Source organism: Pantoea sp. T14 (assembly GCF_036663535.1).
In the GTDB taxonomy this organism is placed as follows: Bacteria; Pseudomonadota; Gammaproteobacteria; order Enterobacterales; family Enterobacteriaceae; genus Pantoea; species Pantoea phytostimulans.
In genome coordinates this window covers 40,148-67,030 of the sequence record NZ_JAWUEB010000022.1, presented here as the reverse complement: position 1 = coordinate 67,030, position 26,883 = coordinate 40,148, and the positions used below count along the sequence as shown (strand labels likewise).

At 49.7% G+C, this 26,883-nt stretch carries 25 protein-coding genes; 12 read left to right on the top strand and 13 right to left on the bottom strand.

The annotated features are described in order from the left end of the window. From SC127_RS09820 to SC127_RS09810, 3 genes are read right to left on the bottom strand one after another with little or no spacing between them, the layout of a single operon-like run. Positions 1-1,392, bottom strand: coding sequence for a glycoside hydrolase family 1 protein (locus SC127_RS09820; protein WP_332626081.1), 1,392 nt, complete (start codon positions 1,390-1,392; stop codon positions 1-3). A gap of 20 nt (positions 1,393-1,412) precedes the next feature. Next, positions 1,413-2,741 carry a PTS sugar transporter subunit IIC gene (locus tag SC127_RS09815; RefSeq protein WP_332626080.1) on the bottom strand — a complete coding sequence of 443 codons (1,329 nt, stop codon included), beginning with the start codon at positions 2,739-2,741 and terminating at the stop codon, positions 1,413-1,415. A gap of 12 nt (positions 2,742-2,753) precedes the next feature. Next, entirely contained in the window at positions 2,754-3,068 is a 315-nt protein-coding gene (locus SC127_RS09810) for a PTS sugar transporter subunit IIB (protein WP_332626079.1), read from the bottom strand. A 292-nt stretch (positions 3,069-3,360) separates the two neighbouring features. Here SC127_RS09810 and SC127_RS09805 point away from each other — a divergent pair, with 292 nt between their 5' ends. Beyond that, positions 3,361-4,305, top strand: coding sequence for a LacI family DNA-binding transcriptional regulator (locus SC127_RS09805; protein WP_215844767.1), 945 nt, complete (start codon positions 3,361-3,363; stop codon positions 4,303-4,305). Between the two features lie 5 nt (positions 4,306-4,310). On the opposite strand, the gene SC127_RS09800 is transcribed toward SC127_RS09805, so the two are convergent. Beyond that, complete coding sequence (locus SC127_RS09800; RefSeq protein WP_332626078.1) at positions 4,311-4,985, bottom strand: GntR family transcriptional regulator; 675 nt, start codon at positions 4,983-4,985, stop codon at positions 4,311-4,313. A gap of 115 nt (positions 4,986-5,100) precedes the next feature. Here SC127_RS09800 and SC127_RS09795 point away from each other — a divergent pair, with 115 nt between their 5' ends. The 4 genes from SC127_RS09795 to SC127_RS09780 are packed head-to-tail and all read left to right on the top strand — an operon-like array spanning position 5,101 to position 9,080. Next, positions 5,101-5,781, top strand: coding sequence for a DUF2848 domain-containing protein (locus tag SC127_RS09795; RefSeq protein ID WP_332626077.1), 681 nt, complete (start codon positions 5,101-5,103; stop codon positions 5,779-5,781). 11 nt (positions 5,782-5,792) lie between these two features. Then, the gene (locus tag SC127_RS09790; protein ID WP_332626076.1) at positions 5,793-7,136 is read left to right on the top strand and encodes an amidase; all 1,344 of its coding nucleotides are present in this window, start codon (positions 5,793-5,795) and stop codon (positions 7,134-7,136) included. A gap of 2 nt (positions 7,137-7,138) precedes the next feature. Beyond that, a complete protein-coding gene (locus SC127_RS09785; protein ID WP_332626075.1) occupies positions 7,139-7,774 on the top strand; it encodes an antibiotic biosynthesis monooxygenase family protein in 636 nt (211 codons plus the stop codon). Further along, entirely contained in the window at positions 7,767-9,080 is a 1,314-nt protein-coding gene (locus tag SC127_RS09780) for an MFS transporter (protein WP_243079499.1), read from the top strand. Before SC127_RS09785 ends, SC127_RS09780 begins: the two co-directional genes overlap by 8 nt. Positions 9,081-9,180: 100 nt before the next feature. Here SC127_RS09780 and SC127_RS09775 read toward each other — a convergent pair whose 3' ends face one another. The 3 genes from SC127_RS09775 to SC127_RS09765 are packed head-to-tail and all read right to left on the bottom strand — an operon-like array spanning position 9,181 to position 11,719. Further along, positions 9,181-9,975 carry an ABC transporter ATP-binding protein gene (locus SC127_RS09775; protein ID WP_332626074.1) on the bottom strand — a complete coding sequence of 265 codons (795 nt, stop codon included), beginning with the start codon at positions 9,973-9,975 and terminating at the stop codon, positions 9,181-9,183. Next, on the bottom strand, positions 9,972-10,736 hold the full coding sequence (locus tag SC127_RS09770) for an ABC transporter permease (RefSeq protein WP_243079497.1): 765 nt from the start codon (positions 10,734-10,736) through the stop codon (positions 9,972-9,974). Before SC127_RS09770 ends, SC127_RS09775 begins: the two co-directional genes overlap by 4 nt. 11 nt (positions 10,737-10,747) lie before the next feature. Then, positions 10,748-11,719, bottom strand: a complete 972-nt coding sequence (locus tag SC127_RS09765) for an ABC transporter substrate-binding protein (protein WP_442955746.1) — start codon at positions 11,717-11,719, stop codon at positions 10,748-10,750. Positions 11,720-12,032: 313 nt separating this feature from the next. Between SC127_RS09765 and SC127_RS09760 the strand changes: the two genes are divergently transcribed. The 3 genes from SC127_RS09760 to SC127_RS09750 all read left to right on the top strand — a co-directional run bounded on the left by SC127_RS09760 (position 12,033) and on the right by SC127_RS09750 (position 14,038). Further along, positions 12,033-12,251, top strand: a complete 219-nt coding sequence (locus tag SC127_RS09760; protein WP_332626073.1) for a TetR/AcrR family transcriptional regulator — start codon at positions 12,033-12,035, stop codon at positions 12,249-12,251. 159 nt (positions 12,252-12,410) lie between these two features. Then, the gene (locus SC127_RS09755) at positions 12,411-13,091 is read left to right on the top strand and encodes a type 1 glutamine amidotransferase domain-containing protein (protein ID WP_332626072.1); all 681 of its coding nucleotides are present in this window, start codon (positions 12,411-12,413) and stop codon (positions 13,089-13,091) included. 191 nt (positions 13,092-13,282) lie between these two features. Then, complete coding sequence (locus tag SC127_RS09750) at positions 13,283-14,038, top strand: alpha/beta hydrolase (RefSeq protein WP_332626071.1); 756 nt, start codon at positions 13,283-13,285, stop codon at positions 14,036-14,038. A gap of 75 nt (positions 14,039-14,113) precedes the next feature. Here the strand turns inward: SC127_RS09750 and SC127_RS09745 are convergent, their stop codons facing one another. After that, positions 14,114-15,031, bottom strand: coding sequence for a LysR family transcriptional regulator (locus SC127_RS09745; RefSeq protein WP_215844770.1), 918 nt, complete (start codon positions 15,029-15,031; stop codon positions 14,114-14,116). Between the two features lie 114 nt (positions 15,032-15,145). On the opposite strand from SC127_RS09745, the gene SC127_RS09740 reads away from it, so the two are divergent. The 3 genes from SC127_RS09740 (at position 15,146) to SC127_RS09730 (ending at position 19,143) form a co-directional block, all read left to right on the top strand. Then, a complete protein-coding gene (locus SC127_RS09740) occupies positions 15,146-16,303 on the top strand; it encodes a M20 family metallopeptidase (RefSeq protein WP_243079494.1) in 1,158 nt (385 codons plus the stop codon). After that, positions 16,291-17,688 (top strand): YfcC family protein, encoded by a 1,398-nt coding sequence (locus tag SC127_RS09735; protein ID WP_215844772.1) that lies wholly within the window; start codon positions 16,291-16,293, stop codon positions 17,686-17,688. The genes SC127_RS09740 and SC127_RS09735 overlap by 13 nt, the downstream gene beginning before the upstream one ends. 426 nt (positions 17,689-18,114) lie before the next feature. Continuing rightward, positions 18,115-19,143 (top strand): DUF481 domain-containing protein, encoded by a 1,029-nt coding sequence (locus SC127_RS09730; RefSeq protein WP_332626070.1) that lies wholly within the window; start codon positions 18,115-18,117, stop codon positions 19,141-19,143. Between the two features lie 121 nt (positions 19,144-19,264). Here SC127_RS09730 and SC127_RS09725 read toward each other — a convergent pair whose 3' ends face one another. The 3 genes from SC127_RS09725 to SC127_RS09715 form a co-directional block, all read right to left on the bottom strand. Next, positions 19,265-21,331: an FUSC family protein gene (locus SC127_RS09725; RefSeq protein WP_332626069.1), complete on the bottom strand. Its 2,067-nt coding sequence runs from the start codon at positions 21,329-21,331 to the stop codon at positions 19,265-19,267. 865 nt (positions 21,332-22,196) lie between these two features. Next, a complete protein-coding gene (locus tag SC127_RS09720; RefSeq protein WP_215844773.1) occupies positions 22,197-22,412 on the bottom strand; it encodes a YdgH/BhsA/McbA-like domain containing protein in 216 nt (71 codons plus the stop codon). A gap of 616 nt (positions 22,413-23,028) precedes the next feature. Next, positions 23,029-23,814 carry an SDR family oxidoreductase gene (locus SC127_RS09715; protein WP_332626068.1) on the bottom strand — a complete coding sequence of 262 codons (786 nt, stop codon included), beginning with the start codon at positions 23,812-23,814 and terminating at the stop codon, positions 23,029-23,031. Positions 23,815-23,962: 148 nt separating this feature from the next. Between SC127_RS09715 and SC127_RS09710 the strand changes: the two genes are divergently transcribed. After that, a complete protein-coding gene (locus SC127_RS09710) occupies positions 23,963-24,856 on the top strand; it encodes a LysR family transcriptional regulator (RefSeq protein WP_332626067.1) in 894 nt (297 codons plus the stop codon). Positions 24,857-24,890: 34 nt separating this feature from the next. On the opposite strand, the gene SC127_RS09705 is transcribed toward SC127_RS09710, so the two are convergent. Continuing rightward, positions 24,891-25,880, bottom strand: coding sequence for an aldo/keto reductase (locus tag SC127_RS09705; RefSeq protein ID WP_332626066.1), 990 nt, complete (start codon positions 25,878-25,880; stop codon positions 24,891-24,893). A 25-nt stretch (positions 25,881-25,905) separates the two neighbouring features. Next, positions 25,906-26,757 carry an aldo/keto reductase gene (locus SC127_RS09700; RefSeq protein ID WP_332626065.1) on the bottom strand — a complete coding sequence of 284 codons (852 nt, stop codon included), beginning with the start codon at positions 26,755-26,757 and terminating at the stop codon, positions 25,906-25,908. Positions 26,758-26,883 lie beyond the last annotated feature (126 nt).

Here is a 26,883-nt window from a genome sequence, read left to right as displayed (position 1 = left end):
TTACTCCTGCTCATTGAAGCCATTATTTGCTGACGTCGCGGCAAACCATTCACCGCTCTTTTTCACCGTGCGCTGCTGAGTACTTAAATCGAGCTGCACAAAGCCGTAGCGATTTTTATAGCCGTTGCACCATGACCAGTTATCAATAAAAGTCCACATGTGATAACCAAGACAGTTGGCGCCTTCGCTTATTCCTTTGTGCAACCATTTAAGATGCTCGGCAATAAATTCAATACGGTATTGGTCGTTTATTATTCCTTCTTGCACAAACCGCTGCTCATTTTCAACGCCCATACCATTTTCGGAAATAAAACAGCGGGGATTACCGTAGTTAATCCGTAAATTAGTCAGAATGTCATATATGCCAGGTTCATAAATTTCCCAGCCACGATAGGGGTTCATTTTCCGGCCCGGCATTTCGTAATTTTCAAAAAACCATTCAGGCATAAACGGGGCGGCGGGATTTACCGCACTGTCACGGCATTTTACCCGACGGGGTTGGTAGTAATTCACGCCCAGCAGGTCAATTTTACCTTCTGCAATTAACGCATGATCGCCCGGAAGCGTGACAGGAAGTTGATCGTACTGACGGAGCAGTGCGACCAGGTCGGCAGGATATTCACCGCGCAAGACCGGATCGAGAAAGCTGCGGTTGAATAACAGATCAGCATGATGGGCCGCGGTGATATCGGCCGGATGCTGAGAACGGGGATAAGAGGGTGTCAGGTTCAGAACGATGCCAATTTCGCCGTTGTAATGCCCAGCTCGATAGGCCCGCACGGCCAACGCATGAGCCAATACCGTGTGATAGGCCACCGTTGCCGCACGTTTAAAGTCGACCACATTGGGATAGTGGAAGTCGTAAAGATAACCCCCTTCAACCGGGACAATTGGCTCATTAAAGGTGAACCAATGCATCACCCGATCACCAAAAAGGTCAAAACAGATTTGTGCATAACGGCTGAATGCAGCGACAACTTCTCGGTTTTCCCATCCCCCTTTTTCCTGCATCACCATCGGCATATCGAAGTGAAAAAGGGTAATGAAAGGTTTTATGCCTTGTGCCAGCAACGCATCAATAACGTTATTGTAAAATGTGACCGCTTCTGGGTTCACTTCACCGCTGCCGTCCGGGATTAAGCGAGACCAGCTCAGCGAGGTACGAAAGCTGTTGTGATTAAGCTGCTTCAACAAGGCAATGTCTTGCTGCCAATTTTGATGAAAAGTTGAGGTCTCTGCCGGACCGATGTTTTGATGAAAGCGCCAGGGCTGCTGTTCATACCAGGCATCCCAGATGGTGGCACTTTTGCCACCCGCCAGGCTGTCGCCTTCAGTCTGTAACGCAGAGCTGGCGCTGCCCCACCAAAAATTTTCAGGAAATGCGTATTTCATAACGATCTTCTCCAGACTCATCAATTCGTGCCGACGGTTTCAGCAATCGGGCCACTGTTTTGCGCTTTCTGCTCTTCGGTTTTCATCAGTGAACGTTCGTAAGCACGCAGGAAAGGCAGGTACATCAGGGCTGACATCACCATGCAAATCAGGCACATCACTACCGGGCTGATCGCCCAGTTTGCCGCCCACGAAGCGCCTATTGGTGCTGGCGTTGTCCATGGCGTGAGCGAAACGACTTGCGCCAGCCAGCCCAGCTTGGTCGCGGTGTAGGCCAGCACGGCGTTGATCATCGGGACACAGACGAACGGGATAAACAGCATCGGATTCATGATGATCGGCGCGCCGAACAGGATCGGTTCATTGATGTTGAAGAAGCTCGGCACGATGCCCATTTTGCCGATGGTTCGGAGATGGGTGGCGCGGCTGCGCAGTAACAGGAAAGCCAGTGGCAGAGTGGATCCCACACCGCCAATCAGCAGAAAGTGATCCCAGAAGCCTTGCAAATAGATGTGCGGCAGTACGCTTCCCGCGGCCAAAGCCGCCTGGTTAGCGGATAAGTTAGCCATCCAGAAGGGATTCATGATGCCAGTGACGATCAACGCACCGTGAATACCAGCGAACCAGAATATCTGACACAGCAGCACAGAGAGCAGAATAGCGGGCAGGGAATCTGAGGCAGAAACCAGCGGCTCCAGCAGGTGCATGATAGCCTGCGGAATAATCATGCCGGTTTTTGCTTCAATGAATAAGTTAAGCGGATGCAGCGTACCAATAATCACCACGACAGGGATCAGGATCTCAAACGAACGGGCAACACCGGTCGGCACCTCTTTGGGTAAACGAATGGTGATGTTGCTTTGCTTGAGCCAGGCGTAGATGCGTGTCGAGTAAATGGAGGTGATCAGCGCGGTAAAAATCCCTTGCCCGGAAAGATATTGTGTGGAAATCGTGCCGTCAGAATAGGGCGCGGCCACCAGCAAGAATGCCATAAATGCCAGTAAGCCCGACATCACCGGATCGAGCGAAAATTGCCGACCCAGACTCGCGCCGATCCCAACCGAGATAAAAAACGTCATCACGCCCATGCTTAAATTAAACGGCAGCATCAACTGTTCGCGATAGGTGGTGGAAAAATCGAGCCAGGCACGGGCAAAGCCGTTGGTGGTGGTTTCGGAGAAAGGTGGGAAGATAAAAACCAGCATGAAGGAGCCGATAATCATAAACGGCAGCGCAGCAGTAAAGCCATCGCGGATTGCAATGACATACTTCTGTTGCCCAAGACGACCCGCTAACGGTGTGATTGATTGCTCAATGACCGCAATCATAGATTGATATAACGAACTCATAAGCGCACCTATTTAGTTAGCCGCTTCAATGAGCGACAGAGCATAATCAAGGACCTTGTCACCGCGTTGCATACCGTAGTCCATCATGTCGATAGGCTGAACGGGAATGCCTTGGGTGGCCGCTTTTTCTGACAGGGTTTTCAGCATGTATTTCACTTGCGGCCCGAGTAGCACAACCTGATAACGCGGGAACTGTTCATCAAATTCCGCGATGCCAAATGCATTAATTTCAACTGATAAGCCTCTTTCTGCAGCCACTTCTGTCATTTTTCGCACCAGCATGCTGGTGGACATGCCTGCCGAGCAACACAACATTATTTTGTACATCACCATCCCATCCTCAACGTTTTACGCGTTAGTGTGGCGATGATTGGATATCATATGGAAACCGGTTTCCATAGATTGAAGTGAGAACTGTGATACTTATCAATATCTGAGTTTTAAGGGGTTTCTTTATACGATTTGCGTCACAAATTTTCTGCTGTATTGGATAGAAGAAGTATCCAAATGGAAAATCGGTTTCCATGATAAATGGAAATGGCTATACTTTCTGCGGTGAATAAATGCGCTAACGTTTGCATTCATATTTTAAGGTATACGCAGGTTTCAGGGGAGAAAGATGTCTACTATCAACGATGTATCGCGTTTGGCTGGGGTGTCAAAAGCCACAGTCTCACGGGTGTTGAGTGGTTCACGCGGCGTGAAAGAAGCCAGTCGTCTTGCCGTGTTGAAAGCTGCCGATGAATTGAAATATCGTCCCAACGTGATTGCACAATCCCTGTTCAGTCAGACCACTCACTGCATCGGCGTTATTTGCGCGCAGGAAAATATCAACCAGACAACCGCCTATCTTTACGCGCTGGAAAAGCAGTTAAGCCAGCATCAAAAACATCTTTTGTTGCGCTTCGCCAATAGCAAAACAGAAATCATGAATGCGTTGGATGAACTCAGCTGCGGGCTGTGCGATGACGTGCTGATTATAGGCGCACGCTTTCCGCTGAATATTGATGATGAAAACGTGGTTCTGGTGGACTGTGTTGAGTCAGAAGGGCCAAACAGCATTCAGTTTGATCACGCTTTTGCGGCGGAAACGGCCTGTAATTACCTGATCAACCAAGGTAAGCGCCAAATTGCGCTGATCCATCCTGAAGCGGGCGGCTCTGCCGAGCAGGTATTATTGGGCTATAAGCTGGCGCTGGAAAAGAATTTCCTGCCGTTTAATCGCAATCTGGTCATTATGGATCCGGTCTCCTCCTCCGTAGCCATTCAAATGCTGCTGAACAATGCCAGTACCCTGAATTTCAACGCGCTGCTGGTGGCCAACGAACAAGAAGCGCAGAACGTGATTTCACAGTTGCAGGCGTTCAATAAATCCGTGCCTGCCGATATCATGGTGTTCAGTTTGGCCGGCTCGGTAAATCTGCCGGGTATTCCCGCCATTGAATATTCAATGGATGCGATGGCATCACGCATCGTTAACTGGCTGACGACCAAAACGCACGATATGTTGGGATCCGCTGTATTGCGAGGAGATTTAATCCTCCCGGATATGCGTAAGCGTTAAGAAAATCAACTGACAAGCAATGCTTGTTTGAATGACAAAATATGAATCCGTGACGCTTCCTCTGCACCCTCGGCGTCACCCATTTCCAGTGCACGAATGATATTTTCGTGTTCATCAATGACTTCCTGCATATGCGCCGCGCTGGATAACGTGGTGGCCCAAAAGCGCTGCGCCTGGGCGTGAATGACGCTGAGAATGTCGGAGAGACGGCTGTTGTCAGCGATGGTCGCCAATAAAAGATGAAACTGACAATCCAAGAGCATCATCTGCTCTTTATTCTTCGCCTGGCTGGCTGAAGCAATATGACCATTAAGCGCACGCAAAGCGGCGATATGTAATGGATTGACTTTATGACTGGCTAAACGCATGCAAAGCGCTTCATTCACCAGTCGCACCTCGATCAACTCCAATGCATCATCAATAGAGAGCGGTGAAACCATCACGCCCTTGCGTGGAATAATCTGTAATAAGCCTTCCGTCGCCAGGCGGTGAATGGCTTGATTGATCGGCGTTCTTCCCATCGCCAAATCTTCCATTACCTCAGCAGTATTAAGATACTCGCCCGGCTTGTAGCGCAGCGTAATAAGTTCATGCTTGAACGCCTGATAGGCTTGTTCATTTAGCGAAACATGTTTAGGTCTGGCCTGGCGGGTACGGTTTTCTGCAATCGAATCACTCATCACATTCTTCCTTATTTTGGCTGCTCCGACATCTTACACAAAAACCTGGCATGAAAATGGCTTAGTTAACATTACAGTGAAATTTCACAAGCATTTCTGAGGCGAGGAGCATTTCATGCACTTAACGTTCAAAACAGGCGACGCACAAGGCGTTGAGTTAACTGTTGAGATTACGCAGTTAGTGATTGCGGGATGGGTAGGGCGCGATAAAGAGGCCGTATTGCACCATATAAGGGAATTAGAAGCGCTTGGCGTGCCCCCTCCAGGTGCAGTGCCGCTGTTTTATCGTGTTGCGACTAATCAGCTCAGCCAGTATCAGCAGCTTGAAGTGGTGGGAGAAGAAACGTCAGGTGAAGCGGAACCTTTCATCTTCTTTCATCGCGGTGAATTCTGGGTATCACTGATTTCCGATCACACCGATCGTCATCTGGAAACCTTCAGTGTGGCGTTATCCAAACAAGCCTGCATTAAACCCGTCGCCAGCCAAGCCTGGCGAATGAGTGAACTTGAAGATCACTGGGACGAGCTGATGCTGCGCTCATGGATCAAAGAGCAGGGCGAATGGGTGAGCTATCAGCAAGGTTCGCTGGCGTCGTTATTAACGCCGATGGATCTAGTGGCGCGCTACCTGGCAGGCCAACCGGTAAAAGAAGGGTTTGCGATGTCATGCGGCACGCTAAGTGCAATAGGCGGTATTCGTCCCTCCAGTGAGTTTCGCATGGCGTTACACGATCCAGTAACAGGCCGCACGTTGGAACATCAATACCTGACTGGCCTGTTGCCAGTTGTTGCGTGATGAGGTGTGAAATGACGACATTATGGCAAGCCAGCCAGCAGATTCATTCAGCAGAAGCACACCCGGAAAGCTTTACCGAGGCAGCGTTATCTGCTGCTTCCGACATCAATGGAGAAGGTAAACGTGTTTTCCTTAGCCTTTACGCTGAACAGGCTTTATTGACGTCGCAGCAGGCGGGAGCGCGTTGGTTAGCCGGCAAGCCCAAGAGCGCCATTGACGGTTTACCTGTCAGCATCAAGGACTTGTTTGATGTGGCGAATGAAGCGACTACCGCAGGATCAAACCTCCTTGCGTCGGCTCAACCTGCTCAGCAGAACGCCATTATTGTGAACCGGCTGATTCAGGCGGGTGCGGCAATAGTCGGCAAAACCAATATGACCGAGTTCGCTTATTCAGGCCTTGGCATTAATCCTCATTATGGCACGCCAGCTAACCCATGGCGCCGCGATGAAAAACGGATTCCCGGTGGCTCATCTTCGGGGGCAGCGGTAGCCGTGAGTGATGGAATGTGTCTCGCCGCCGTTGGAACCGATACCGGGGGGTCGGTGCGTATTCCCGCTGCACTTTGTGGGCTGACCGGTTTTAAACCCAGCGCCAGCCGTATTGATCAAACCGGCACATTACCGTTATCCACCTCGCTCGACAGCATCGGCGTGATAGCCCATGACGTGCGCAGCTGCTGGTTACTCGACGCGGTCATCGCTGACGCTCCCTTGACGTTATCCGAGTGTGACTTAACGCAGGCGCGCTTTGCCATTCCTCAGACCCGCGTGCTTGATGGCCTGGATGAAAATGTCAGCCACGCCTGGATGAATGCGCTGGAACGCTTGCGTACTGCTGGCGCCACGCTGGTGGAACTCCCACTGGAAGCGCTAGCCGAGCTGGAAAGCATGAATACCCGTGGAGGCATCACCGCTTATGAATCCTGGCAATGGCACCAGCAAGGCGCGCAGTCCAACCCTGAGGCTTACGATCCTCAGGTATTAACCCGTTTACAGCGTGGCAGTTTGCTCACCGATCAAGATGCAGAATCGCTTTATCAGCAGCGTGCAGCCTGGAAGAACAAAGTTGAAGCTGAACTCACAGGTTTCGACGGCATGCTGATGCCAACCGTGCCACGTGTTGCGCCAACCCTCGCTGAACTCGATAACTCCGCTGTTTATATGCAGATCAATGCGCTGATGCTGCGCAATCCCAGCATCATCAACATGCTTGATGGCTGCGCCATTTCTTTACCTTGCCATCAAGCCGATACGGCACCTGTTGGCCTGATGTTGGCATCCACACAGGGAAAAGACGCGAAGTTATTGAGTTGGGCTTTAGCCATTGAAATCATTCTGATAAGGGGAAACTGAACATGAAATCAACCCACGGCATGCTGTTTGTCGCCACGAACATTGCACCGGAAGATGAAGCCGATTTTAACCAATGGTATGACCAGGAACATGTTGAAGAGCGAGTGGCGATCAGCGGTTTTTTAAGCGGAACGCGCTATCAGGCTGTGGATGCAGAGCGTAAATACCTCGGCCTGTACGAAACCGATTCGCTAGAGGCGTTTACCAGTGCAGATTACCACGCAGCCTTTACCCGCCAGACAGAGTGGTCGGTGAAAAATCTGCAGAAAATGGTTAATCCAATGCGACGCGTTTGTGCTGTCAGCCATAAACAGGGCAAAGGCAGCGGGAATCATCTGGCGGTGTTGACGCTGAATGAAACCGCGGATATCGGCGTATTACCCGGCTGGCAGGAAAAGAATCATCAAACGCCGGGTTATATCACTTCGTACCTGTTAACGCCGGATACCGCGCTGAGCTCGCCTTTGCCGCGTGAAACTAATGAAAATCGTGCCATGCGCCCAATGCTGATCATCAGTAGCAGCAATCCCGCCTGTTGTGAGCAACTTGCTCGCGCCGCCGCAGCGATGCTGAGTGCCGAGATTCAACTCTATTCATTGGGCTGGCAGTTGACAAAACAGGAGCTAACGAATGGCTAATATCGATTCGACTCTTCCGCAGGCGGATCGCGGATCCTCCTCCAAAACCAAAACGGGTCGCCTTGCGGCGGCCAGTTCAATAGGAACCGCGCTCGAGTGGTATGACTTCACGGTCTATAACATTATGGCGGCGCTGGTTTTCAACCATGTTTTCTTTCCCAGCTTCGATCCGCTGGTGGGCACCATTTTGGCGTTTTCCACCTATGCGGTCGGCTATGTTTCGCGTCCGGTAGGCGGTTTTATCTTTGGCCATCTTGGCGATGTAGCAGGACGTAAAGCGGTCTTGATTACCACGCTGGTGATCATGGGCGTGACCACCGCGTTAATGGGATTGTTACCCGGCTACGCGAGTTGGGGCATCTGGAGCCCGGTTCTGCTGGTGGCGCTGCGTTTTATTCAGGGAATCGCCTTGGGTGGCGAATGGGCAGGCGCGGTGTTGCTCTCTATGGAACATGGTGAGGCTAACAAACGGGGACGCAATGCTTCTTTTGCTCAAGTTGGGCCTTCTTGCGGGACGTTAATCGGCACCGGATTTATCACGTTGGTGACGTTGGCGCTCAGCGTTGATCAGTTCCAGGCGTGGGGCTGGCGTATTCCTTTCTTGTTGAGTCTTCTGCTGGTGATGTTTGGACTGTGGCTGCGTCGCGGTGTTGAGGAAACACCCACCTTTGTTGCCATGCAGGCTGCGGAAAAAACCACGCACACGCCGCTGAAAGAGGTCTTCAAAAGTTATCCGCGCCAGCTACTGATTGCCGGTGGATCACGTATCGGCTCCGACGTTCTCTACGCCTTGGTCGTGGTGTTTACCCTGACTTACGTGACAACGGTATTGAACTTGCCACGTCCGCTGGCATTAATGGCCACGATGCTCGGCGCCATAGGTAACGCTATCACCGTGCCGATGTTTGGTGCGTTATCCGATCGGCTCGGCAGGCGTCCCGTTTATATAGTCGGTGCATTGCTGGCGATTATCTGGTCATTCGTCTTCTTTGAATTGCTCGACAGTTCGCAACCGGTGCTGATTGTGATTGCCGTTATTGTGGGTTTGCTCATCCACGCAATCATGTATGGCCCACAGGCAGCCTTTGTCACCGAACAGTTCCCGACTCACGTTCGCTATGCTGGCTCGTCGCTGGCTTACACCCTGGCGGGTATTATCGGCGGTGGATTTGCGCCGTTGATCATTACAACGTTATTCAAAGAAATGGGGAGTACGCTGTGGGTTTCGCTGTACGTCTCTCTGGCGTTAGCTATCACGCTTGTTGCTTTATGGTGCGCCAAAGAAACGGCGCATAAACCGCTATAAAAAAAGGTATTTTGGCGAGGGATCGCCAAATACCTTCAACATAACCTGTAAGCAACCGATCGCCTGAGCGCATGTTGCGTGCGCTGGTGAGTTTCATGCGTTAACTGCCCGCTGAGACAGCCGCCATTTCGCGTTTAAATACCGCCAGCGTATGTGCTTTTACCCGAATAAATTCGGGATGGCTCATCATCTCTGCTGTGCGGGGACGCGGCAATGTAAACGGAACGATCTCTGCTACGCGCGTAGGCCGTCGGGTTAATAGCAATATTTCATCTGCCAGAAACACCGCATCTTCCAAATCATGCGAGACAATCAGCATGGTAACGCCAGTAGCCAGTTGTACCTGCTGCAGTTTGTCGCGGATAAACAGGGTCATTTCAAAATCCAGCGCTGAGAAAGGCTCATCTAAAAACATCACTTCAGGTTTCGTCGCCAGTGCACGCATGATGCAGACCGTTTGTTGTTGTCCGCCCGACAGCTCATAAGGATAGCGCTGTAGATCGAAGCGGATATCAAACATTTCTGACAGTTCTGCCACCCGCTTTTTCACCGCATCCGCTTTCATGCCACTGCGTTTCAACGGATAAGCGATGTTGTTCCAGGCTGTTAACCAGGGAAACAGCGCATCACGATAGTTTTGAAAAACGTAACCGATGGCTGTTTCCGCCAGTGTTTTCCCGTCGAACAGAATCTGTCCGCGATCTACCGGTATCAATCCGGCAATCATGTTCATCAGTGTCGATTTTCCGCAGCCGTTTGGGCCAAAAATTGACACAATCTTTCCTTTAGGAAAATCGAGGTTGAGATCGTGGTACAGAGGTTGTCCGGCGAAGTTTTTGTCCAGTCCACGAATCGTGACATGGGTATTTGGCTGAGGATAAAGAGGATTTTTCATGCTTTGCCACTCCAGTGTACGCAACGCTTCTCAATAAGCAGGAAAGCCAGATTCAGTAGATAACCAAACGCACCCGTGATCAGGATCGAAGCGTACATATCCAGGATGTTGAATAACTGCTGAGCATCAATGATGCGATGTCCGAGACCCGTTTCGGAGCCGATAAACATCTCAGCAACGATGACAATCACTAATGCCATTGAGACGCCAGTGCGCAAGCCGACAAAAGTCTGCGGCAGACTTTCCATCAGCATAATGTCTTTGAACACATGCCAGCGTGAAACACCCATAACCTGCGCCGCCATGATGCGCGTCTTCTTAGCATTCATCACGCCATACGCGCTGTTAAACAGGATGACCAGCACCGCAGCAAAGGCTGCGATAGCAATTTTATTGGTATCGGTAATACCAAAAATCAACATAAACAAGGGGATTAAAGCCGAAGAGGGCGTGGATCGAAAAAAATCCACCAGAAACTCAACGCTGCGATAGAGGCGTTCGCTGCTACCAAGCATCACGCCTAACGGCACGCCAATAACGGCAGCCACTACAAACGCCATCAGCGTGCGGTATAACGTATCGCCAATATCTTGATTCATACTGCCGTCGGCCAGTGCGCTAAAAAGATAGCGCAGCGTATCACCGGGTGAAGGCAGTAAAACCGGGTTGAGCCATTTAGCGCTGACCGCCGTCTGCCACAACAGGAATAACAGTAGCGGACCAACCAGCGGGAGTAACTTATGACGCCAGGTCTGAATCATCTTGCCTCTCCTTAAGCCCGATAAATCAATGATTCCACTTGCAGCGGCTTGCTGAAAATTTTTCGCTCGGTAAAGACGTCATAAAATTTCTGAAACCACTGTAAGTTTTCGCCGGTAAGTTGGTCATACATGACAAAGCCGGGCAGCGGAACTTCCTTCACAAGTGCGGCTTCAATGCCGGTATATCCGGCGACAAAGTGGCGAGCCTCGTCAGGATGTTGCTGAATAAACGTTACCGCCTCGCCATAAGCGTCAATAACCTGTTTTGCCCGCGCTTTATCGGCATTGATAAAGCTGCTGGTCAAAGCCGCTGCGCCGCCAAACCACGGTGCGCTGGCATCCCCCAACACATATTTAGAAATGACGCCGGTTTCAAGAACCTTGCCGATTCCCTTCATGCGGGCAACCGTGCCGGTGGGTTCGAGCGTATAGACGCCGTCGATCTGACCCGCCGCTAACGAAGGGGCATGTTGACCTACGGGAAGCTCGATAATTTTGGTATCGGTAAACCCATTTTTCTCCAGAATGATCTTCGCCATCGTGACATTTTGGATACCGGGACCACTGGCTATGCGCTTCCCTTTTAAATCGGCAATCGACTTAGCCGTGCTAGTGACAGGCACCAGAAACTCATCTAACACCATTTTTTCATTGGAGGGATTTGAGCAGATAATTTTGAACAGATCCGGGCTGGTGATGGCGCCTAAGCCGAGTGCTCCCGTTGCGGTTCCATTCGCGCAGCCATGGATGCGTCCTGTAATCATGGCTTCAACGACCTGCTGCGGACTGGCAAATTTTACAGCGCGGACATTTAATCCAGCCTGCTTGAAAAAGCCTTTTTCAATACCGGTGTATAAAGGCAAGCCGCCGACAATAGGCCAGTACCCGATTAATATTTCATCATCCGCCGCCATTGCAGGTTGGCTTCCCAACATGCCGCTGAGCGCAACACCTCCCAAAGCCAGCATTGAATATTTCATCATCTGGCGACGCTTAGCATCGATATTCTCTTTATCATTCCTGCGCAAGATTCATTCTCCTAAGTCATCGATCGTTATGCGATCTTGTATACAAGCCTGGAAAGCTGATGCAGGAGTTATGCCAGCTTGGACATTACGCGGAAGCCGTGACAGGAAATTTTTTCGGGGTTTAAAGCGCGTTATTGGTGCATAACACGCACCATTGACGGACATAGCCAAGAGAGGTTTTGCCGATTTGAGGCCACCAAGAGAGACCGTTAAAAAATAAATGAAAAGATTAGTAGACGACTGGTCTAATTGAGGCTAAGGTTAGTCCATGAACAAAACACTGTCACTGAATAATAGCGGTACGCGGCAGGGCATTCTTGATGCAGGACACCGCATCAAAGCCGCAAAAGGGTTTTCCGCGGTTGGACTGAATGAGATCCTGACAGCTGCATCTGTGCCCAAAGGTTCTTTTTATAACGACTTCAGTTCTAAAGACGCTTTTGGTGAAGCGCTGCTGGACGACTACTTTGCTGATTATCGGCTATGACGGTAACACAGCGCCTGCTTAATTAGACTGCCTGAGCAGACGCAACGTAAGAAAACGCCTTATCGGCGTTTTTTTGAAAGAACTTCCAAGACGACCGGTCTACTTTAAAAATGACCTTAAAAATTAAATTAATCCCAAAAATCCATCAGGAGATACACCATGAAAGTATTAATCGTACTGACCTCGCACGACGTACTCGGCAACACTGGCCGTAAAACCGGTTTCTGGCTGGAAGAACTGGCCGCTCCTTACTACGCATTCAAAAGTGCCGGTGCTGAAATCACTCTGGCTTCCCCAAAAGGGGGTAATCCGCCATTAGATCCAAAAAGCAATGAACCCGATTTCCAGACTGAGCAAACGCATCGCTTTGAAGCAGACGCAGAAGCGATGGCCCAACTCGCGTCAACCGTTCGTTTAGACAGCGTTTCGCAATCTGATTTCGACACCGTTTTTTATCCTGGTGGCCACGGCCCATTATGGGACCTTGCTGAAGATAAAGACTCTGTCGCGCTGATTGAGTCATTCGTGGCGGCAAACAAACCTGTTGCGTTCGTATGTCATGCGCCAGGCGTACTTCGCCATGTGAAAACGCCAGCCGGCAAGCCGCTGGTAGAAGGTAAAAAAGTCACTGGATTTACCAATACCGAGGAAGAAGCGGTAGGCCTGACAAATGTGGTGCCGTTCCTGGTTGAAGATGAGCTTATTGCTAAAGGCGGCATTTATTCCAAGGGTGAAGACTGGAGTTCTTATGTTGTCCGCGATGGTCTGCTGATTACTGGACAGAATCCAACCTCCTCACAAGCGACTGCAGAACTGCTTATCAAACAGTTTACGCAGTAATTCGCATCACTTTGGTGGTGGCAGGCCGGTGGGCCTGTCAGTACCTCGAAGCCCGGACGTAGAGACCAAAAAGTGGGTTAGCCGTTTAATCCAACAAGCATTCTGATTCATAAGCGATGATGCCGATGTCAGCATCGGAAACCGGCCTGTCATTCGCGGCCATATTTATACTCTGATGAGAAAATAAAACCATGATGAAGAAAACATTAAGCGCACTGGCGCTGAGCCTGGCTATGTCTGTATCAGCACAAAGTGCAATGGCTGAACCGGTAAAAAACATTGTTTTGGTGCACGGTGCCTTTGCTGACGGCTCAGGTTGGGGACCTGTCGCAAGTGCGCTTGATAAAGCAGGCTATAAGGTTTCGATTGTACAAGAGCCGCAAACGTCTTTGGCTGATGATGTGGCCGCGACACGACGCATTTTGGCTCAACAGAAAGGGAGATCGCTGCTGGTTGGGCACAGTTATGGCGGTATGATTATCAGCGATGCGGGCAATGATCCCTCGGTTGCCGGGTTGGTTTATATCGCCGCTTTCCAGCCAGACGCGGGAGAGAGCTTACTGAGCCTTGCCAGCAAGATCCCTTCAGCGAATAAATCCATTGTTGAAACGCCCGATCACTATCTCTACCTTAAGCCGGAAAGATTCCAGGCTGATTATGCCGCTGACTTACCCAAAAAAGAGACGGATATGATGGCACGATCTCAGGTGATGCCTGCGGCAGCGGCCTTCGGGACACCTGCTGGCAAGCCAGCCTGGCAAACTAAACCGAGCTGGGCGATTGTGGCTACCCAAGACCGTACTATTAATCCTGAACTGGAGCGATACATGGCTAAGCGTGCCCACAGCGATACTGTAGAAATTAAAGGCAGCCATGCTATTTTTGCCTCACAGCCGGATAAAGTTGCGGCAGTGATTGAGCGTGCAGCGCAAAGTTTGACGCAATAAATGCAACTTCACAGGCTGTAATCTGATACGCCAGCCGCGCTCTATTTTGCGTGCTGGCTTATTTCGACAGGGTAGTTATGAGCCTGCTGCCTCGTTAAAAAAATTACACAAAAGCTGCCAAAAATATTGCGCCGCGGGCGTCAGACGATGATCCGCGCTGCGCAGCAGATGACACTGGCTTTCACGTGCAATGCGATGATCAATGGGGATTGCAATCAGCTCACCTTGCAGTAACGGCGTTTGCACAGCTTGCGCAGTCATAAACGCAATGCCTAATCCCGCCTTGCTCAAAGCAATCGCGCTGGAAAAGAGATTACAACTGTAGGAGGGCGTGAAAATGACGCTTTCACTTTTGAAGATGGCGTTGATGTAGCGTTGCAGGCCAAAGCTCTCATTCATAGCGATTAAGCGATGTTGAGCGAGTTCGGTAACACTCACCTGAGACAAGCGGGCAATCGGATGTTCCCGCTGCACAATGGCGCAGATGGGGCCACGATTTATGCTCAGGCACTTCAAGCCTGGCGGGCCGGTTGGGCCAAAACCCACAGCCATATCCACTTCACCTTTGGCGATCAGCATCACTGTGCTCTGCATATCACCGGAAAGCATATTCACGAACACGCCAGGATAGGCGGCAGAGAACGCTTTCAATACATGGTTAACGACATCGTCTACCATGCCTTGCCCAATACGCACGGTAATCGAACCGCCGCGCATGTGCCGTAAGTCCTGTAACTGACGTTCAAGCTGCTTTCGACGCTGGTTCGTTTTTGCAAAATCCTCTGCCAGCAATTTGCCAGCTTCGGTCAACACTACGTTACGTCCGCGCCTTTCAAGCAGCGGAAGCTGCAAGTTGCGCTCAAGTAATGAAAGTTGGCGGCTGACCACCGACGGATTAATGCCCAACGCATCCGCTGCCCGACGTATCCCGCCATGCACACCCACTTCATATAAATAGCTTATGGATTTTTCTGGATATGTCGATAAGGTCATATTTTTAGCTTATCTGTTGCTCTCAGGACAACAATATTAGCATTCACTCCTCATTTTTTAACGTGTTCATTTCTGCGCATACTGCCAGTGACGTTTAAGACAGATGGGTAAAAAATGAAAAATATAAAAGAGTATTTGCAGCAACACGCCGACGAGATTCTGGGAGATATTAAAAAACTGGTTTTGGCCGAGTCGCCTTCGTTGGATAAAACCGCAGTGGACAGTTGTGGTGAAGTGCTGCAGAGCATTTTTCAGCAACGTCTGGGGATAACCGCAGACGTTGAGCATCAGGATCAGCTGGGTAATCACCTCAAATTCACGTTGGGCAGCGAAGGACCACAAACCACCGTTCTTGGCCATTTCGATACCGTGTGGGATATCGGTGAGCTGCCGCTGCGTGAAGAGGATGGCAAACTTTACGGCCCTGGCATCCTGGATATGAAATCGGGCCTGATTCAGGCGATCTGGGCAGTACGTGCATTAGCGCAACGGGATCTTATTAAAGATCAGCGCATTGTTTTCCTCTGTAACAGTGACGAGGAGATCGGCAGCGTAAGTTCCAGCGACTGGATTGCACGCCATGCGCAGGGTTCAGCACAGGTGCTGGTGGTGGAACCGGCGGTAGCGGGCAGTGGCGCGCTGAAAATTGCGCGTAAGGGTACCGGACGTTACGACGTCACGATAAATGGCTTAGCGGCGCACGCAGGTAACAACCCGGAAGAGGGTATCAGTGCTGTTCAGGAGATGGCACAGCAAATTCTATTCTTGCATGGACTCAACGCCCCGGAACGCGGCACCACGGTAAATGTGGGTATTGCCAGCGGTGGCAACCGTATCAATGTCGTGGCGGATAAAGCGGTGCTGGGCATCGACACGCGCGTCACCCATGCAGAAGAAGCACAACGTATCCATCAGGCAATCATGCAGATCACGCCGTTTACCCCAGGTATTACGTTACAGGTCAGCGGAGAGCAGTCGCGCCCGCCTATGCAACAGACGCCTGCGTCGCTGAAAATGCTGGAGCGTGCACAGCGCGTGGCGCAAGCACTTGGTTTTAGCGTTGAGGGCAAGGCGGTTGGCGGCGGCAGCGACGGTAATTTCACCGCGGCGATGGGTTTACCGACGCTGGATGGATTAGGCGCAACCGGCGCAGGTATTCATGCGCGTCATGAACATATTCTGATTGCTAACGTTGCGAGTCGTGCAGCGCTGGTGGCGGGTATGATCCTCGGTGACGCGCTGCCTGAGGGAGAAACGCCATGTCACAAGTAAACGTTCATAAGGAAACCGCGCAGGCGCCAGTGCCATCCAGCGGGCAAAGCCCTTATCTTCTGCTGTTTATCATCCTTGTCATCGCGGCAGTGGCAACCTGGTTGATCCCCGCGGGAAAATTCGATTTTGTTACGCGTGATGGCATTAAATTTGCGGTCAGAGACAGCCTGCATGCGGTACCGCAAACCGGTGTTTATCCGCTTGAAATCTTTATGGCGATTGCCAAAGGTATGGTCAAGTCCTCTTCGATCATCTTTCTAATCCTGTTCACCGGCGGTGTGCTTGCTGTTGTGGAAGCGACGGGATCCATTGCCACCGCGCTCAACTCACTGTCGCGCAGCACGCGGTTAAGCGATACGCGCATCGTACTGATCTTTGCCGTCATCTTTGCTCTGTTGGGCACCACTGGCGTGGTGGTCAATGCCGTGGTCGCCTTTGTACCCATCGGCCTGCTTGTCGCCCGATCCATGGGATTACCTCCAATTTTAGGCGCATCACTGGTTTATCTGACCTGCGCGGCGGGCTTCAACGTGGCGATTTTGAATCCGGGCACCACCGGGTTAACGCAGCACCTGGCTCAGCTTCCGCTGTTTTCAGGCATGTTGCTGCGCAGCCTGACTTTCCTGATGTTTATCATCACGGCAGTGGTTTATCTGATTTGGTCAGTGCGTCGAGCACGTAAGCAAGGCCATTTGCGTCCCGATCTGACGGCAACCAATGAACCTGTTGAAGCGGTTACAGGACGTCATAAACTGATTCTCGGAACGACCGCGCTGGCGTTGATCCTGTTTATCGCGGGCACCATCCAGTTTCATTGGGGAACTGATGAGATGTCTGCCATGTTTATTCTGCTCTCGATTGTGGTTGGGCTGATTGGGCACATGTCCGGTTCTGAAATTGCTAACACCTTTTTGAGCGGCTGTTCAAAGCTAGTGAAAGGGGCATTTATTGTCGGTATGGCTTCCTCAATCTCGCTGGTGTTGCAGCAGGGCAACGTGCTTGACCCAATTGTTGGCTTCTTGTCAGATTTACTGGCACCGATCCCGCCGTCTATCGCAGCGGTGGGTATGTTTGTCAGCGCCGCTGTCATGCACTTCGGTATCTCATCCGGTTCCGGTGAATCGGCGCTTTTGATACCGATTTTCTCTCCACTGGGCGATAACCTTGGACTGACGCGCCAGGTCATGGTGCAAACGGTGTTACTGGGTGAAGGCATTGTGAACTGCATGAGTCCCACCTCCGGGGTATTAATGGCTGTGCTGGCGACCGCCAATGTTCCCTTTGGTAAATGGCTGCGCTTTGTCGCGCCAGTGATCGCTGTGTGGTTCGTCATCTGCGTCGTGATGCTGCTGATTGGCGTAGCGATTAAGTGGGGACCGTTCTGATAGCGTTAAGGTAATCAGCAAACAGGCCCGCCAGGCATTAGCCTGCGGGCTTAATTTCATATTGATACGGCTAAAATGGATAACATATAGCTTTCCTTATCCGCACCAAAAATCATCTTTCCGCACCTGTTTCTCTGTTGACCGTTCAGTTCATCACTCTCTGACTCATTTCAAGCTTTTCGCCTTGCTTGCTATTCGTATTTCTCTCGAAACGCGCCGTGGTGCTTCCTTCTCTACGCAATTCATGCGCAGAGAATGTAGGTTGCACAGCGGAAAGTTTGCGCAGGCGCAATGTTACGATTAGTATTCAAAATCAATCAGTTAAAATGACATCAAGCGGATGTGGTTGAGACGTTTTTACAGTCTGCACACTTTTTCATAAGACCTTGCCAGCGCGTTGGCATGATTTAACGATTAAGGAAGGATATGCCTTGCGTTGTGATGAAGAGCAAACCCGTTCTGTCCAGTGTTTCAATGCTGCTGGCTGGCTACATCAGCACGGCGCAGGCCGACACCGTCTGGCTGAACAATGGGGATCGTTTAACGGGCACGGTGCGCTATCTGAGCGACGGCAAACTCGGACTTGAAACGACCTACGCAGGCACGATTACGGTTAACTGGAATGATGTCAGCACGCTGGCTAGCGGCAATCCTTTTTTAGTCGAAAATAAGCGAACGGGCGAAAATTATCAGGTCAGGTTATCTTCCTCCGATCCCGGCTATGTGTGGGTTGAAAGAAGTGAGCGAGAAGAAAAAGTGTCGGTGAAGCGCATCGATGAATTCATGAAAGCCAAGGTAAGAACCGATGCGCTCTCCTGGACCGGAAACATTGACGCCGGCGTTAACTTGAAAAAAGCGTCTACCCATAATGATGACTATAACTTTTCTGTTAACTCTAAGGTTTCGCAGGGCAAGTGGCGACACAATATGGGCGCGACCTACAATCGTGAAAAAGAAAATACAACGGTTAACACCCATAATTACAGCCTGCGCTATGCCTTTGATTACATTATGCGCGAGCAGTATTTCTGGCAAAGTCGAATGACCTATAAGCGGGATTGGGTTGAAGATTTAGCGCGACAGTCTTTGATTGGTACCGGGCCAGGTTATCAGTTGTGGGATACTGAGTTGAGCCGATTTTCATTGTCATTCCTGGCGGGGGGGTTTGGTTATGGCTACAGCGACGGTAGTAATGATGAACATTTGGGAGCGTCGGTTCGGTGGGATTATGAGCGCTCTCTTCTGGGGAAATCACTGACGCTCTATAGCAACGGCGACGTCGGCCATTCACTTGATGAAGACGAGATATTTACGCTTGATGCTGAAGTCGGCCTACGTTACACCTTAACGTCATGGTCTTCTCTGCATATTGGCTATCACCACAATCTTGTCAGCGGAACGCGAGATACGTTGAATGAAAGGATCTTTTCAACCGGCTTGGGGATTAAATGGTAGGCCGCGCGCGTGCTTGTCGTGAGTGCGAAGAATAGCAAGATGCTGGCGAGTGAAGCCATGAATCCAGTGCCGATCCTGTAAAGTTGCATTGTTGTTCTGATTAAACACCCCATCTCTTGCCTCAGATGGATTCCAGTAATCGCGAATTATCGGGCCATATTTTCCCGGGAAATAGCTGAAGCCGGATACTAAACAGATAAAACAGCGGCATGAAGACGGCTTCGTCGTTCTCAGCGTGGAATTCCAGATGGATGAGGAGATAGTCCAACTCATCCAGTAGATCCTGATGTGGCGTGGTCTGCAATACCTTCATTTTCCGGGTCAGGTACAAACTGATCTCATGAAACATTTGAGCGCTGTCTAACTGATACTGAAGCAATATATCTCGATGTCGGGCGTAATAGTCGTAGCAGCTGACGCCTAACCACACTTCCTTAATCAGATTACCTGACGATACCAATTTAGGATGGGGATCGAGGCGTAAACGCGGAAGAATGAAATTCACTTTGTCCAAGGTGCCGGCAATAAAATGGTGACGTGCGAGAAGTGAAGACCCATTTCGTTCTGTTTCTTTAACAAATCTCAGCAGGTCACGCAGGCCTGTGTGCAATGCACGTAGCGCACTCCATGAGGGGCGTTTGTTACGGATAAGTGCCGTGATGACAACTGTAAACAGCAGGCCGACCATGGAAGAGATCGCTGTGTTAATAACAGCAACGACATCCGGGGCAAAATGATGACTCATTCCAATAAAACCTGGAATTTGAGTGGCTGCACTGAGCCCCATCATATTTGACGAGGGCCGGGCGATCGCCAGTCCAAGCGCGAAAAGGCCAGGCGTCAGGCAAAGATACAGCGCCTCTAAGGTCACGGTCTGAGGGATAAGAAGCGCAATATATAAAATGCTGATCGCTAAGGCGATAAGCACACCCCGAACAAACTGTTTCATGGAATTAACGGGCGTATCTGCAGTTGCAAAAAAAGATGAAAGGATCGCCGCCATCATCGGGGCTGTTGCACCGCTGGCCCAGCCGGTAGCCATCCAAAACAGACAGGCTCCAAATGTGGCAAGAAAAGCGGTGGTTGCCGACAGCATTAACATGCCTTGATCAATATGGCGGTGAGTCTGTGCAGTGCGGCCTGCGGGAACGCTTTCGGAAAGATTACTTACTCGCGCGCTGATGCTGTGGTAAGCCCCGGCAATACGCACAAAATCGGCCAGACGTTCCAGAAGCCCCGTCAAGAGTAGGCACTCCTCGGTAGAGAATGCACCCCTTCGCCAGTTGTCTTTAAGTTGTGTTTGGGCGATAGCAAATGTGTCTTCGACGACGGCAACAGAATGGGCATTATTACTGTCATTTAGCCAGAGTAAAAATTGTTTTAATGCCCGCGCAGCGGGTTCAGGAACAGCGGCATTCAGAAGCGATAACCGCTGCAGTCGCACTTCAATGGCCGTTAGCGTTGGAATGAGGTAAGAGAGATGCTGATACTGCACATTGATCAAGCGTGTGACTTTGCGCGCTGCCTCGCCCTCATAAACGCAGTGAGTGATTAGCGTTTCTACCTGCTGGGGAAGCGCTGCCATGCGGATAAGAATCTCTTCCCGCTCGGTTGAACTGTTGCTATGCATCTCTGTCAGGAGATCTCTGCACAGCTGACTACCACTCTGGTACCAGCCACTGACACTTTGTGTCAGTAGGCTCTTCATTGAAACCGGAAAGATCAGACGGTGGACTAAACTACTGCACACGATCCCTAAAGTAATTTCTTCAATACGAGAAATTACCGTTTCGCTGATTGTTAAGGGATGAGTAACGCCTGGAAATCCCATAATAGCTGCGCTGTAGCCTGCCAACATGAACACATAACTTTTTGGTGTACGATCATGTAAAGATAAATAGAGGCAAAAGCTCACCCAAAGTGAGACACACAGGCTGAAAAGCAGTGGCGTTTGCACCGTAAGCGGGTAGATCAAAAAGATAAATATACCGCCAAGCAATGTCCCCAGCAGGCGAAATACTGATTTAGATAGGGTTGAAGCAGCATAGAGTTGTGAGGATACATAGACTGTAGTCAGTGCCCAGGCTGGTTTGTCTAAATTAAGTTCAAGGGCAATGTAAAGTGCGATGAAAGCGGCCAGGCAAGTTTTAACGGAAAAAAGCACTGCGTTTTTAGAAAACCACTGCATTTTAAAAATGATACCGGTAACAAACTGAGTTACACCTATGGTGCCAGAACGGTTGCAATGCGCCTGAGGATTAATAATTCAGAATGTTTCATAATTAAAATAGTTATTCCCGCACAGTGATTGAACCCATCGGTAATTATCCACGCTTTCTGAATACATTTTAAAGCGGTAACTGCAAACAGGTTTACGCGTCTGCAAGATGAATATCTAAATCATCGTGACCAGTTAGGTTCACAAATCGTTGAGCTATGTGTAAGTAATAAATGATATTTTTATTATTTTTGGATATGCGCACTGCATTATCTAAACAGTAATCTACTGGAAAAGGTCTATTCGCACTCAATAAACCTCTCTATAAAACACGCGTTCACTACGTTAACGCATTTCCCTGAGTACTATGAGACAAAAACTGGATAAGGAATTGCATTAACACTGTAAACATGACGGATTGTGGTAAAGCCATCATTGCTTTGCTGAGCATGGCAATACCATAAAAATTTTCGTACAGCTTCAGGTGTCATCCGCCAGCACTGATGCTCAATTCAGCGACTAAACCCAAAAAAGGTAAAAATGGCAATGGGCATCAACCCCGGTTTTTAATCTCTCTCGTTGCCATGCTGAGCGAATCTTTTAACCGGCACTATCACAAAGGATTACGCGATTGTGGCCCAGGTTTTTTAATGATCATCACGCATCTCACAAAAAAATTTCCTGAGCCGCGTTGAATAACGCTTTTTTTAAGGGGCTTAAACGGTTGCCTTACAGCTTATCTACTCGCTGTGCAGAGCGCCGCCGGAAGGGGGCGGATACGAAAAAGGCCGCCCGGTGGGCGGCCTCTTCCGGCACTTCCTTTTGCGACCATACGTTATTTGTACAGTTCTGCGGTCATGTGCACGCGGTTATTGGTGTTGGCTTCGGTAATTTTGTACTGCGCACCCTGCTGCTGAGCTTGTGCGGCGATTTTAGCTTCGGCTCCGTCCAGCGTGCTTGAAGTGACGGAAACACTCTGCGCGAAGCTTGCTGCTGACATCAGGGAAAGAGCAGCTACAGCGGCGATAGACATTGCTTTAATGGTTTTCATGGTCATATTCCTTCATTTGTATGGTGTGGAGGTTGTTTGCCTCCGATGGGGATAATGGTAACCAAAGTTATCATTAGCAGGTTAACAATAAGTGCTGGTATTGTGATCGTGCTAACTATTGCACTGATAGGAGGCAGCATCGATTTAAAAGAAAAGGGGTTCACCATGGAAATACCTTGAGTCAAGCTTTCCGGTATTAATGCTCCGATTTCGGATATCAGGAGCATTTTCGAGTGAATAGGTGGTATGGGGACTATTACTGCTTGGCCGTTTTGCCCGCTCAACGCTGATCTAATTTGCCCCAGCGCATAATCACCTGTGCATTAAGAAAACCTCTCTGCCGAGTCTGATATGTGTAAGAAGCAGAAACAGAAGACTTCACGATGTGCCAATCAGCGTTGGGCATTAATAGAGAAATGACATGGCTACGGTTGGCTCGCTTTCAAAAAGACCTTAGGCATGATTAATGCTGCAAGAAAGAATTATCCTGAATAAGGTGGAATAAAGGCTCCCTATAGCCATTAAGTAAAACATGCCAACACGACAGTATCAAAGGTAAGCTTACTTGCCCTGACCTTCATAATCATGAGGGGTTTATGTAATAATTATCAGTTACTTATATCGATTTAACATGTTCTGAAAATTGTTTTAACTCACGAATAAGGCAGTCTGGTTCCTCACCGAGAGGCATATTGTCCATATCTAATACACCATCATTTTTTTGAGGATTATCAGCCAGCAAATCTGCAAACAGTGGCGTGAGGTCCTCTTGTACTTTCCCTCGCTCAGCGACCAGTTCGAACGTTTTATTTTTTGCTGCATCGTTGGTCAGGGCACTGACCAACACGTGAGCGATTTGAGTTCGGGATACCACGCCATCTTCTGGTGTTCCTGTATGGCGTCGATCGCCCTGGAGCATAATTATCCTACGTTCATCGTCATGGTTGTAATCAAACCAGCCTGGTCTGACGATGGTGTAGGGATGTCCGCTTGCTCTGACCAGGCGCTCTGCACGTCTTTTCCAGTCGTGAACTTCAGTATGTTGATTCCATGTACTGAGCCGCTCAGTGACGCCAATCGTTGTCATTAACGCGATGCGAATATGAGTATCTTTGAACATTCTCAGGATATTTCGCACACCGCCATAATCTATTGCTCTGGCACCAATACGACCCTGTCCATCTGAACCGAGCGTAAAAATGACTGCATCAATATCTTTCGTCACACCCGTTAGTGTTTCAGGCATTGAAACATCGCCGTAGAAAACATCAGCTTTATGAGGAAGCAATTTTACTTTGCGCCGATTTCTGACGAGCGCCACGGGCTGATGACCCTTGTCAATCGCGGCATTCATGACATGAAGACCAATACTTCCTGTCGCCCCGGCAACGAGTATTTTCATGATAAACCTTCTGATAATTCGAGCATATTTTCGAGATAGCCAGAATATCAATTATCTTTAATGTCAGTGATTGGGCTAAAATGATTGCGTCTATGAACACCTTTCATGAGTTCTCTTTGGAGGGGATAATTCATTAAGGAAAAGCCCTATGCTCAAAGAAAACTTCAATGAATTACAAATATTTTTTGTGGTGGCAAGAGAACGAAGTTTTACCAAAGCTGCTGGCAAGCTTGGTGTTTCCCAGTCAGCGCTTAGCCATGCGATAAAAGCACTGGAAGAACGGTTAAACATCCGTCTTTTGACACGAACAACGCGAAGCGTTGCACCGACAGAAGCAGGCGCGAGAATTATTGCCTGCCTTGAACCCCGTATTGCCGATCTTGAACAGGAGCTGGCGATGCTTGTTCAACTGAATGGCACTGCTTCAGGCAACATCCGTTTATCTTCGGGGGAGCATGCTGCGCGAAGTCTCGTATGGCCGAAGTTAAAACCCTTTCTCCGGGAATATCCGGAAATTAATGTCGAGCTGGTCGTTGATAATGGTTTTGCCGATATTGTTGAGGGGCGTTTTGATGCCGGGATTCGCCTTGGCGAAAGCGTGGATAAGGACATGATCGCCGTGAGGATTGGCCCGGATATGAAAATGGCCGTGGTCGGTGCGCCGTTATATTTCGCAGCTAAACCTGCGCCTGAAACGCCACACGAGCTACAAAACCATCGGTGCATCAATATGCGCTTACCGACTGCCGGTGGTCTTTATCACTGGGAGTTCGAGAGGGAAGGGAAGCCATTACGTGTCAGAGTTGAAGGCCAAGTGACCTTTAACCTGCTGGCGGAAAGGATCGATGCTGTTTTATCTGGCTTTGGTATTGCCTGTGTTCCTGAGAATATGGTTCAGGATTATATAAAGTCAGGAGAACTTATTCAGGTTCTGCAGGACTGGTGTCCTACATTCCCCGGCTATTACCTTTATTACCCCAGCCGCAAACAGCATCCGCCTGCATTTGCGCTAATGATAGATGCGCTTCGGTACTCGGAATAGCGGGTCCGCAATGCAATGCAGACCCGCTTGAGTTTTAACGGCCTACACGAGCCTGATGCTCAGGTGAGTAACGCTCGCCGACGATTTTTATCGTTTCAAGCGCCTGTGTAACCTGCAGTAAATCATGCTGAGAAAGAATAATGTCTGCGGCTCCCAGATTTTCCTCCAGCCGGTGCAGTTTGGTGGTGCCAGGGATAGGAACAATCCATGGTTTTTGTGCCAGCAACCATGCCAGCGCAATTTGCGCAGACGTCACACCTTTTTCGGCTGCAAGTTCACCTAATAAAGCGACCAGCTTTTCATTTGCTTCAATCGCTTCAGCGGCAAAACGCGGTACCGTACTGCGGTAATCATCCTTGCCAAACGTAGTTCCTGACTTAATAGATCCCGTCAGGAAGCCTTTGCCTAACGGGCTGAATGGCACAAAACCAATGTCCAGCTCCTCCAGCAACGGCAAGATCTCCTGTTCAGGCTCGCGCCACCACATGGAATATTCGCTTTGCAGGGCAGTGACCGGTTGTACCGTGTGCGCACGTCGAATGGTCTGCGCACCCGCTTCGGAAAGACCGAAATGTTTGACCTTTCCTTCTGAAATAAGATCTTTCACCGTTCCGGCAACATCTTCAATGGGAACGTCTGGATCGACACGGTGTTGATACAGCAGATCAATTACATCTGTCTTGAGACGGCGTAATGACCCTTCAACGGCTTCTCGGATATGCTCTGGACGGCTGTTTAAAATCTGCTGCTTGTTATCATCGCCAAAGGTAAAACCAAATTTGGTGGCGATGACTACGCGATCGCGAAAGGGTTTTAAGGCTTCGCCGACAACTTCTTCATTCAGGTACGGGCCATACACTTCAGCGGTGTCGAAGAAAGTCACGCCACGTTCAACCGCCGCACGAATGAGTTCGATAGCCTGACGGGTATCTGTCGCCGGGCCGTAGCCGTGGCTGAGTCCCATGCAACCGAGCCCAAGAGCCGATACTTCGAGTCCGGATTTACCCAGATAACGTTTTTGCATTTAATTGATACCCTTTTTTAGTGACTTAAACGTCAAGTTTGCGGCCAGTCAGCCACTCTACCATCGCTGGATCACGATGAGAGAAGAAGGCGCTGGTGGCGGTATCAAGAGCAGCAATTAACAGCATATCCTCAGAACTGAGTTCAAAATCGAGAATATTGATGTTCTCTTCCATACGTTCTTTTCGCACTGATTTTGCCAGCGAAACGATACCTCGCTGGAAAATCCACCGCAGAACAACCTGACCGACGCTTTTGCCGTACTTCTGGCCAATCTCTGTTAACACAGGGTGCTGGAACAGACCATTCTTGCCTTCTGCAAAAGGTGCCCAGGCTTCAGGCTGAATGCCACGGCTTTTCATCCAAGGCACGGCATGCAGTTGCTGATTGAAGGGATTCACTTCAATCTGGTTTACCGCAGGGGCAATTTTGTTGAAGGCAATAAGATCGGCAAGCCGGTCAGGATGAAAGTTGCTTACGCCAATTGTGCGAATTTTGCCTGCCTGTTGCATTTCTTCCATTGCACGCCATGCACCATGGACATCGCCATATGGCTGGTGAATCAGATACAGATCAACATAGTCCAGCTGCAGTCGGTTCAATGAACGTTCAAACTGTGCTTTTGCACCTTCATAACTGGTATCCTGCAGCCAAAGCTTGGTTGTTACAAAGAGTTCGTTACGTGCAATACCGGTCTGTTTCAGCGCATTCCCGACTTGGGTTTCGTTCTGGTAAGAAGCCGCTGTATCAATCAAGCGATACCCCGTATCGATGGCATCTATAACGGCTCTCTCGCATTCGGCGGCATCAGACATTTGAAACACACCAAAGCCCAACAGGGGCATTTCAATACCGTTGTTCAGTTTTACAGTTTGCATGGCGTTATCCTTTAGCTGTTGTATGAGTAAAGGATAACGCAATGTGATTTATTCGATTAGAGAGGGTAATTTACTAGGGGTAATTAGTAAGATTCATCAATCATCAAATGAAATCCTGCCTTTTTT

What these genes read in the sequence shown, in the direction of transcription:
- SC127_RS09785 (WP_332626075.1), top strand. Translation starts at nt 7,139, where the DNA reads ATGAAATCAACCCACGGCATGCTGTTTGTCGCCACGAACATTGCACCG.
- SC127_RS09760 (WP_332626073.1), top strand. Translation starts at nt 12,033, where the DNA reads ATGAACAAAACACTGTCACTGAATAATAGCGGTACGCGGCAGGGCATT.
- SC127_RS09800 (WP_332626078.1), bottom strand. Translation starts at nt 4,985, where the DNA reads ATGAGTGATTCGATTGCAGAAAACCGTACCCGCCAGGCCAGACCTAAA.
- SC127_RS09720 (WP_215844773.1), bottom strand. Translation starts at nt 22,412, where the DNA reads ATGAAAACCATTAAAGCAATGTCTATCGCCGCTGTAGCTGCTCTTTCC.
- SC127_RS09735 (WP_215844772.1), top strand. Translation starts at nt 16,291, where the DNA reads ATGTCACAAGTAAACGTTCATAAGGAAACCGCGCAGGCGCCAGTGCCA.
- SC127_RS09750 (WP_332626071.1), top strand. Translation starts at nt 13,283, where the DNA reads ATGATGAAGAAAACATTAAGCGCACTGGCGCTGAGCCTGGCTATGTCT.
- SC127_RS09780 (WP_243079499.1), top strand. Translation starts at nt 7,767, where the DNA reads ATGGCTAATATCGATTCGACTCTTCCGCAGGCGGATCGCGGATCCTCC.
- SC127_RS09810 (WP_332626079.1), bottom strand. Translation starts at nt 3,068, where the DNA reads ATGTACAAAATAATGTTGTGTTGCTCGGCAGGCATGTCCACCAGCATG.
- SC127_RS09700 (WP_332626065.1), bottom strand. Translation starts at nt 26,757, where the DNA reads ATGCAAACTGTAAAACTGAACAACGGTATTGAAATGCCCCTGTTGGGC.
- SC127_RS09755 (WP_332626072.1), top strand. Translation starts at nt 12,411, where the DNA reads ATGAAAGTATTAATCGTACTGACCTCGCACGACGTACTCGGCAACACT.
- SC127_RS09710 (WP_332626067.1), top strand. Translation starts at nt 23,963, where the DNA reads ATGCTCAAAGAAAACTTCAATGAATTACAAATATTTTTTGTGGTGGCA.
- SC127_RS09705 (WP_332626066.1), bottom strand. Translation starts at nt 25,880, where the DNA reads ATGCAAAAACGTTATCTGGGTAAATCCGGACTCGAAGTATCGGCTCTT.
- SC127_RS09715 (WP_332626068.1), bottom strand. Translation starts at nt 23,814, where the DNA reads ATGAAAATACTCGTTGCCGGGGCGACAGGAAGTATTGGTCTTCATGTC.
- SC127_RS09740 (WP_243079494.1), top strand. Translation starts at nt 15,146, where the DNA reads ATGAAAAATATAAAAGAGTATTTGCAGCAACACGCCGACGAGATTCTG.
- SC127_RS09770 (WP_243079497.1), bottom strand. Translation starts at nt 10,736, where the DNA reads ATGATTCAGACCTGGCGTCATAAGTTACTCCCGCTGGTTGGTCCGCTA.
- SC127_RS09795 (WP_332626077.1), top strand. Translation starts at nt 5,101, where the DNA reads ATGCACTTAACGTTCAAAACAGGCGACGCACAAGGCGTTGAGTTAACT.
- SC127_RS09775 (WP_332626074.1), bottom strand. Translation starts at nt 9,975, where the DNA reads ATGAAAAATCCTCTTTATCCTCAGCCAAATACCCATGTCACGATTCGT.
- SC127_RS09745 (WP_215844770.1), bottom strand. Translation starts at nt 15,031, where the DNA reads ATGACCTTATCGACATATCCAGAAAAATCCATAAGCTATTTATATGAA.
- SC127_RS09790 (WP_332626076.1), top strand. Translation starts at nt 5,793, where the DNA reads ATGACGACATTATGGCAAGCCAGCCAGCAGATTCATTCAGCAGAAGCA.
- SC127_RS09765 (WP_442955746.1), bottom strand. Translation starts at nt 11,719, where the DNA reads ATGATGAAATATTCAATGCTGGCTTTGGGAGGTGTTGCGCTCAGCGGC.
- SC127_RS09820 (WP_332626081.1), bottom strand. Translation starts at nt 1,392, where the DNA reads ATGAAATACGCATTTCCTGAAAATTTTTGGTGGGGCAGCGCCAGCTCT.
- SC127_RS09725 (WP_332626069.1), bottom strand. Translation starts at nt 21,331, where the DNA reads ATGCAGTGGTTTTCTAAAAACGCAGTGCTTTTTTCCGTTAAAACTTGC.
- SC127_RS09730 (WP_332626070.1), top strand. Translation starts at nt 18,115, where the DNA reads ATGCCTTGCGTTGTGATGAAGAGCAAACCCGTTCTGTCCAGTGTTTCA.
- SC127_RS09805 (WP_215844767.1), top strand. Translation starts at nt 3,361, where the DNA reads ATGTCTACTATCAACGATGTATCGCGTTTGGCTGGGGTGTCAAAAGCC.
- SC127_RS09815 (WP_332626080.1), bottom strand. Translation starts at nt 2,741, where the DNA reads ATGAGTTCGTTATATCAATCTATGATTGCGGTCATTGAGCAATCAATC.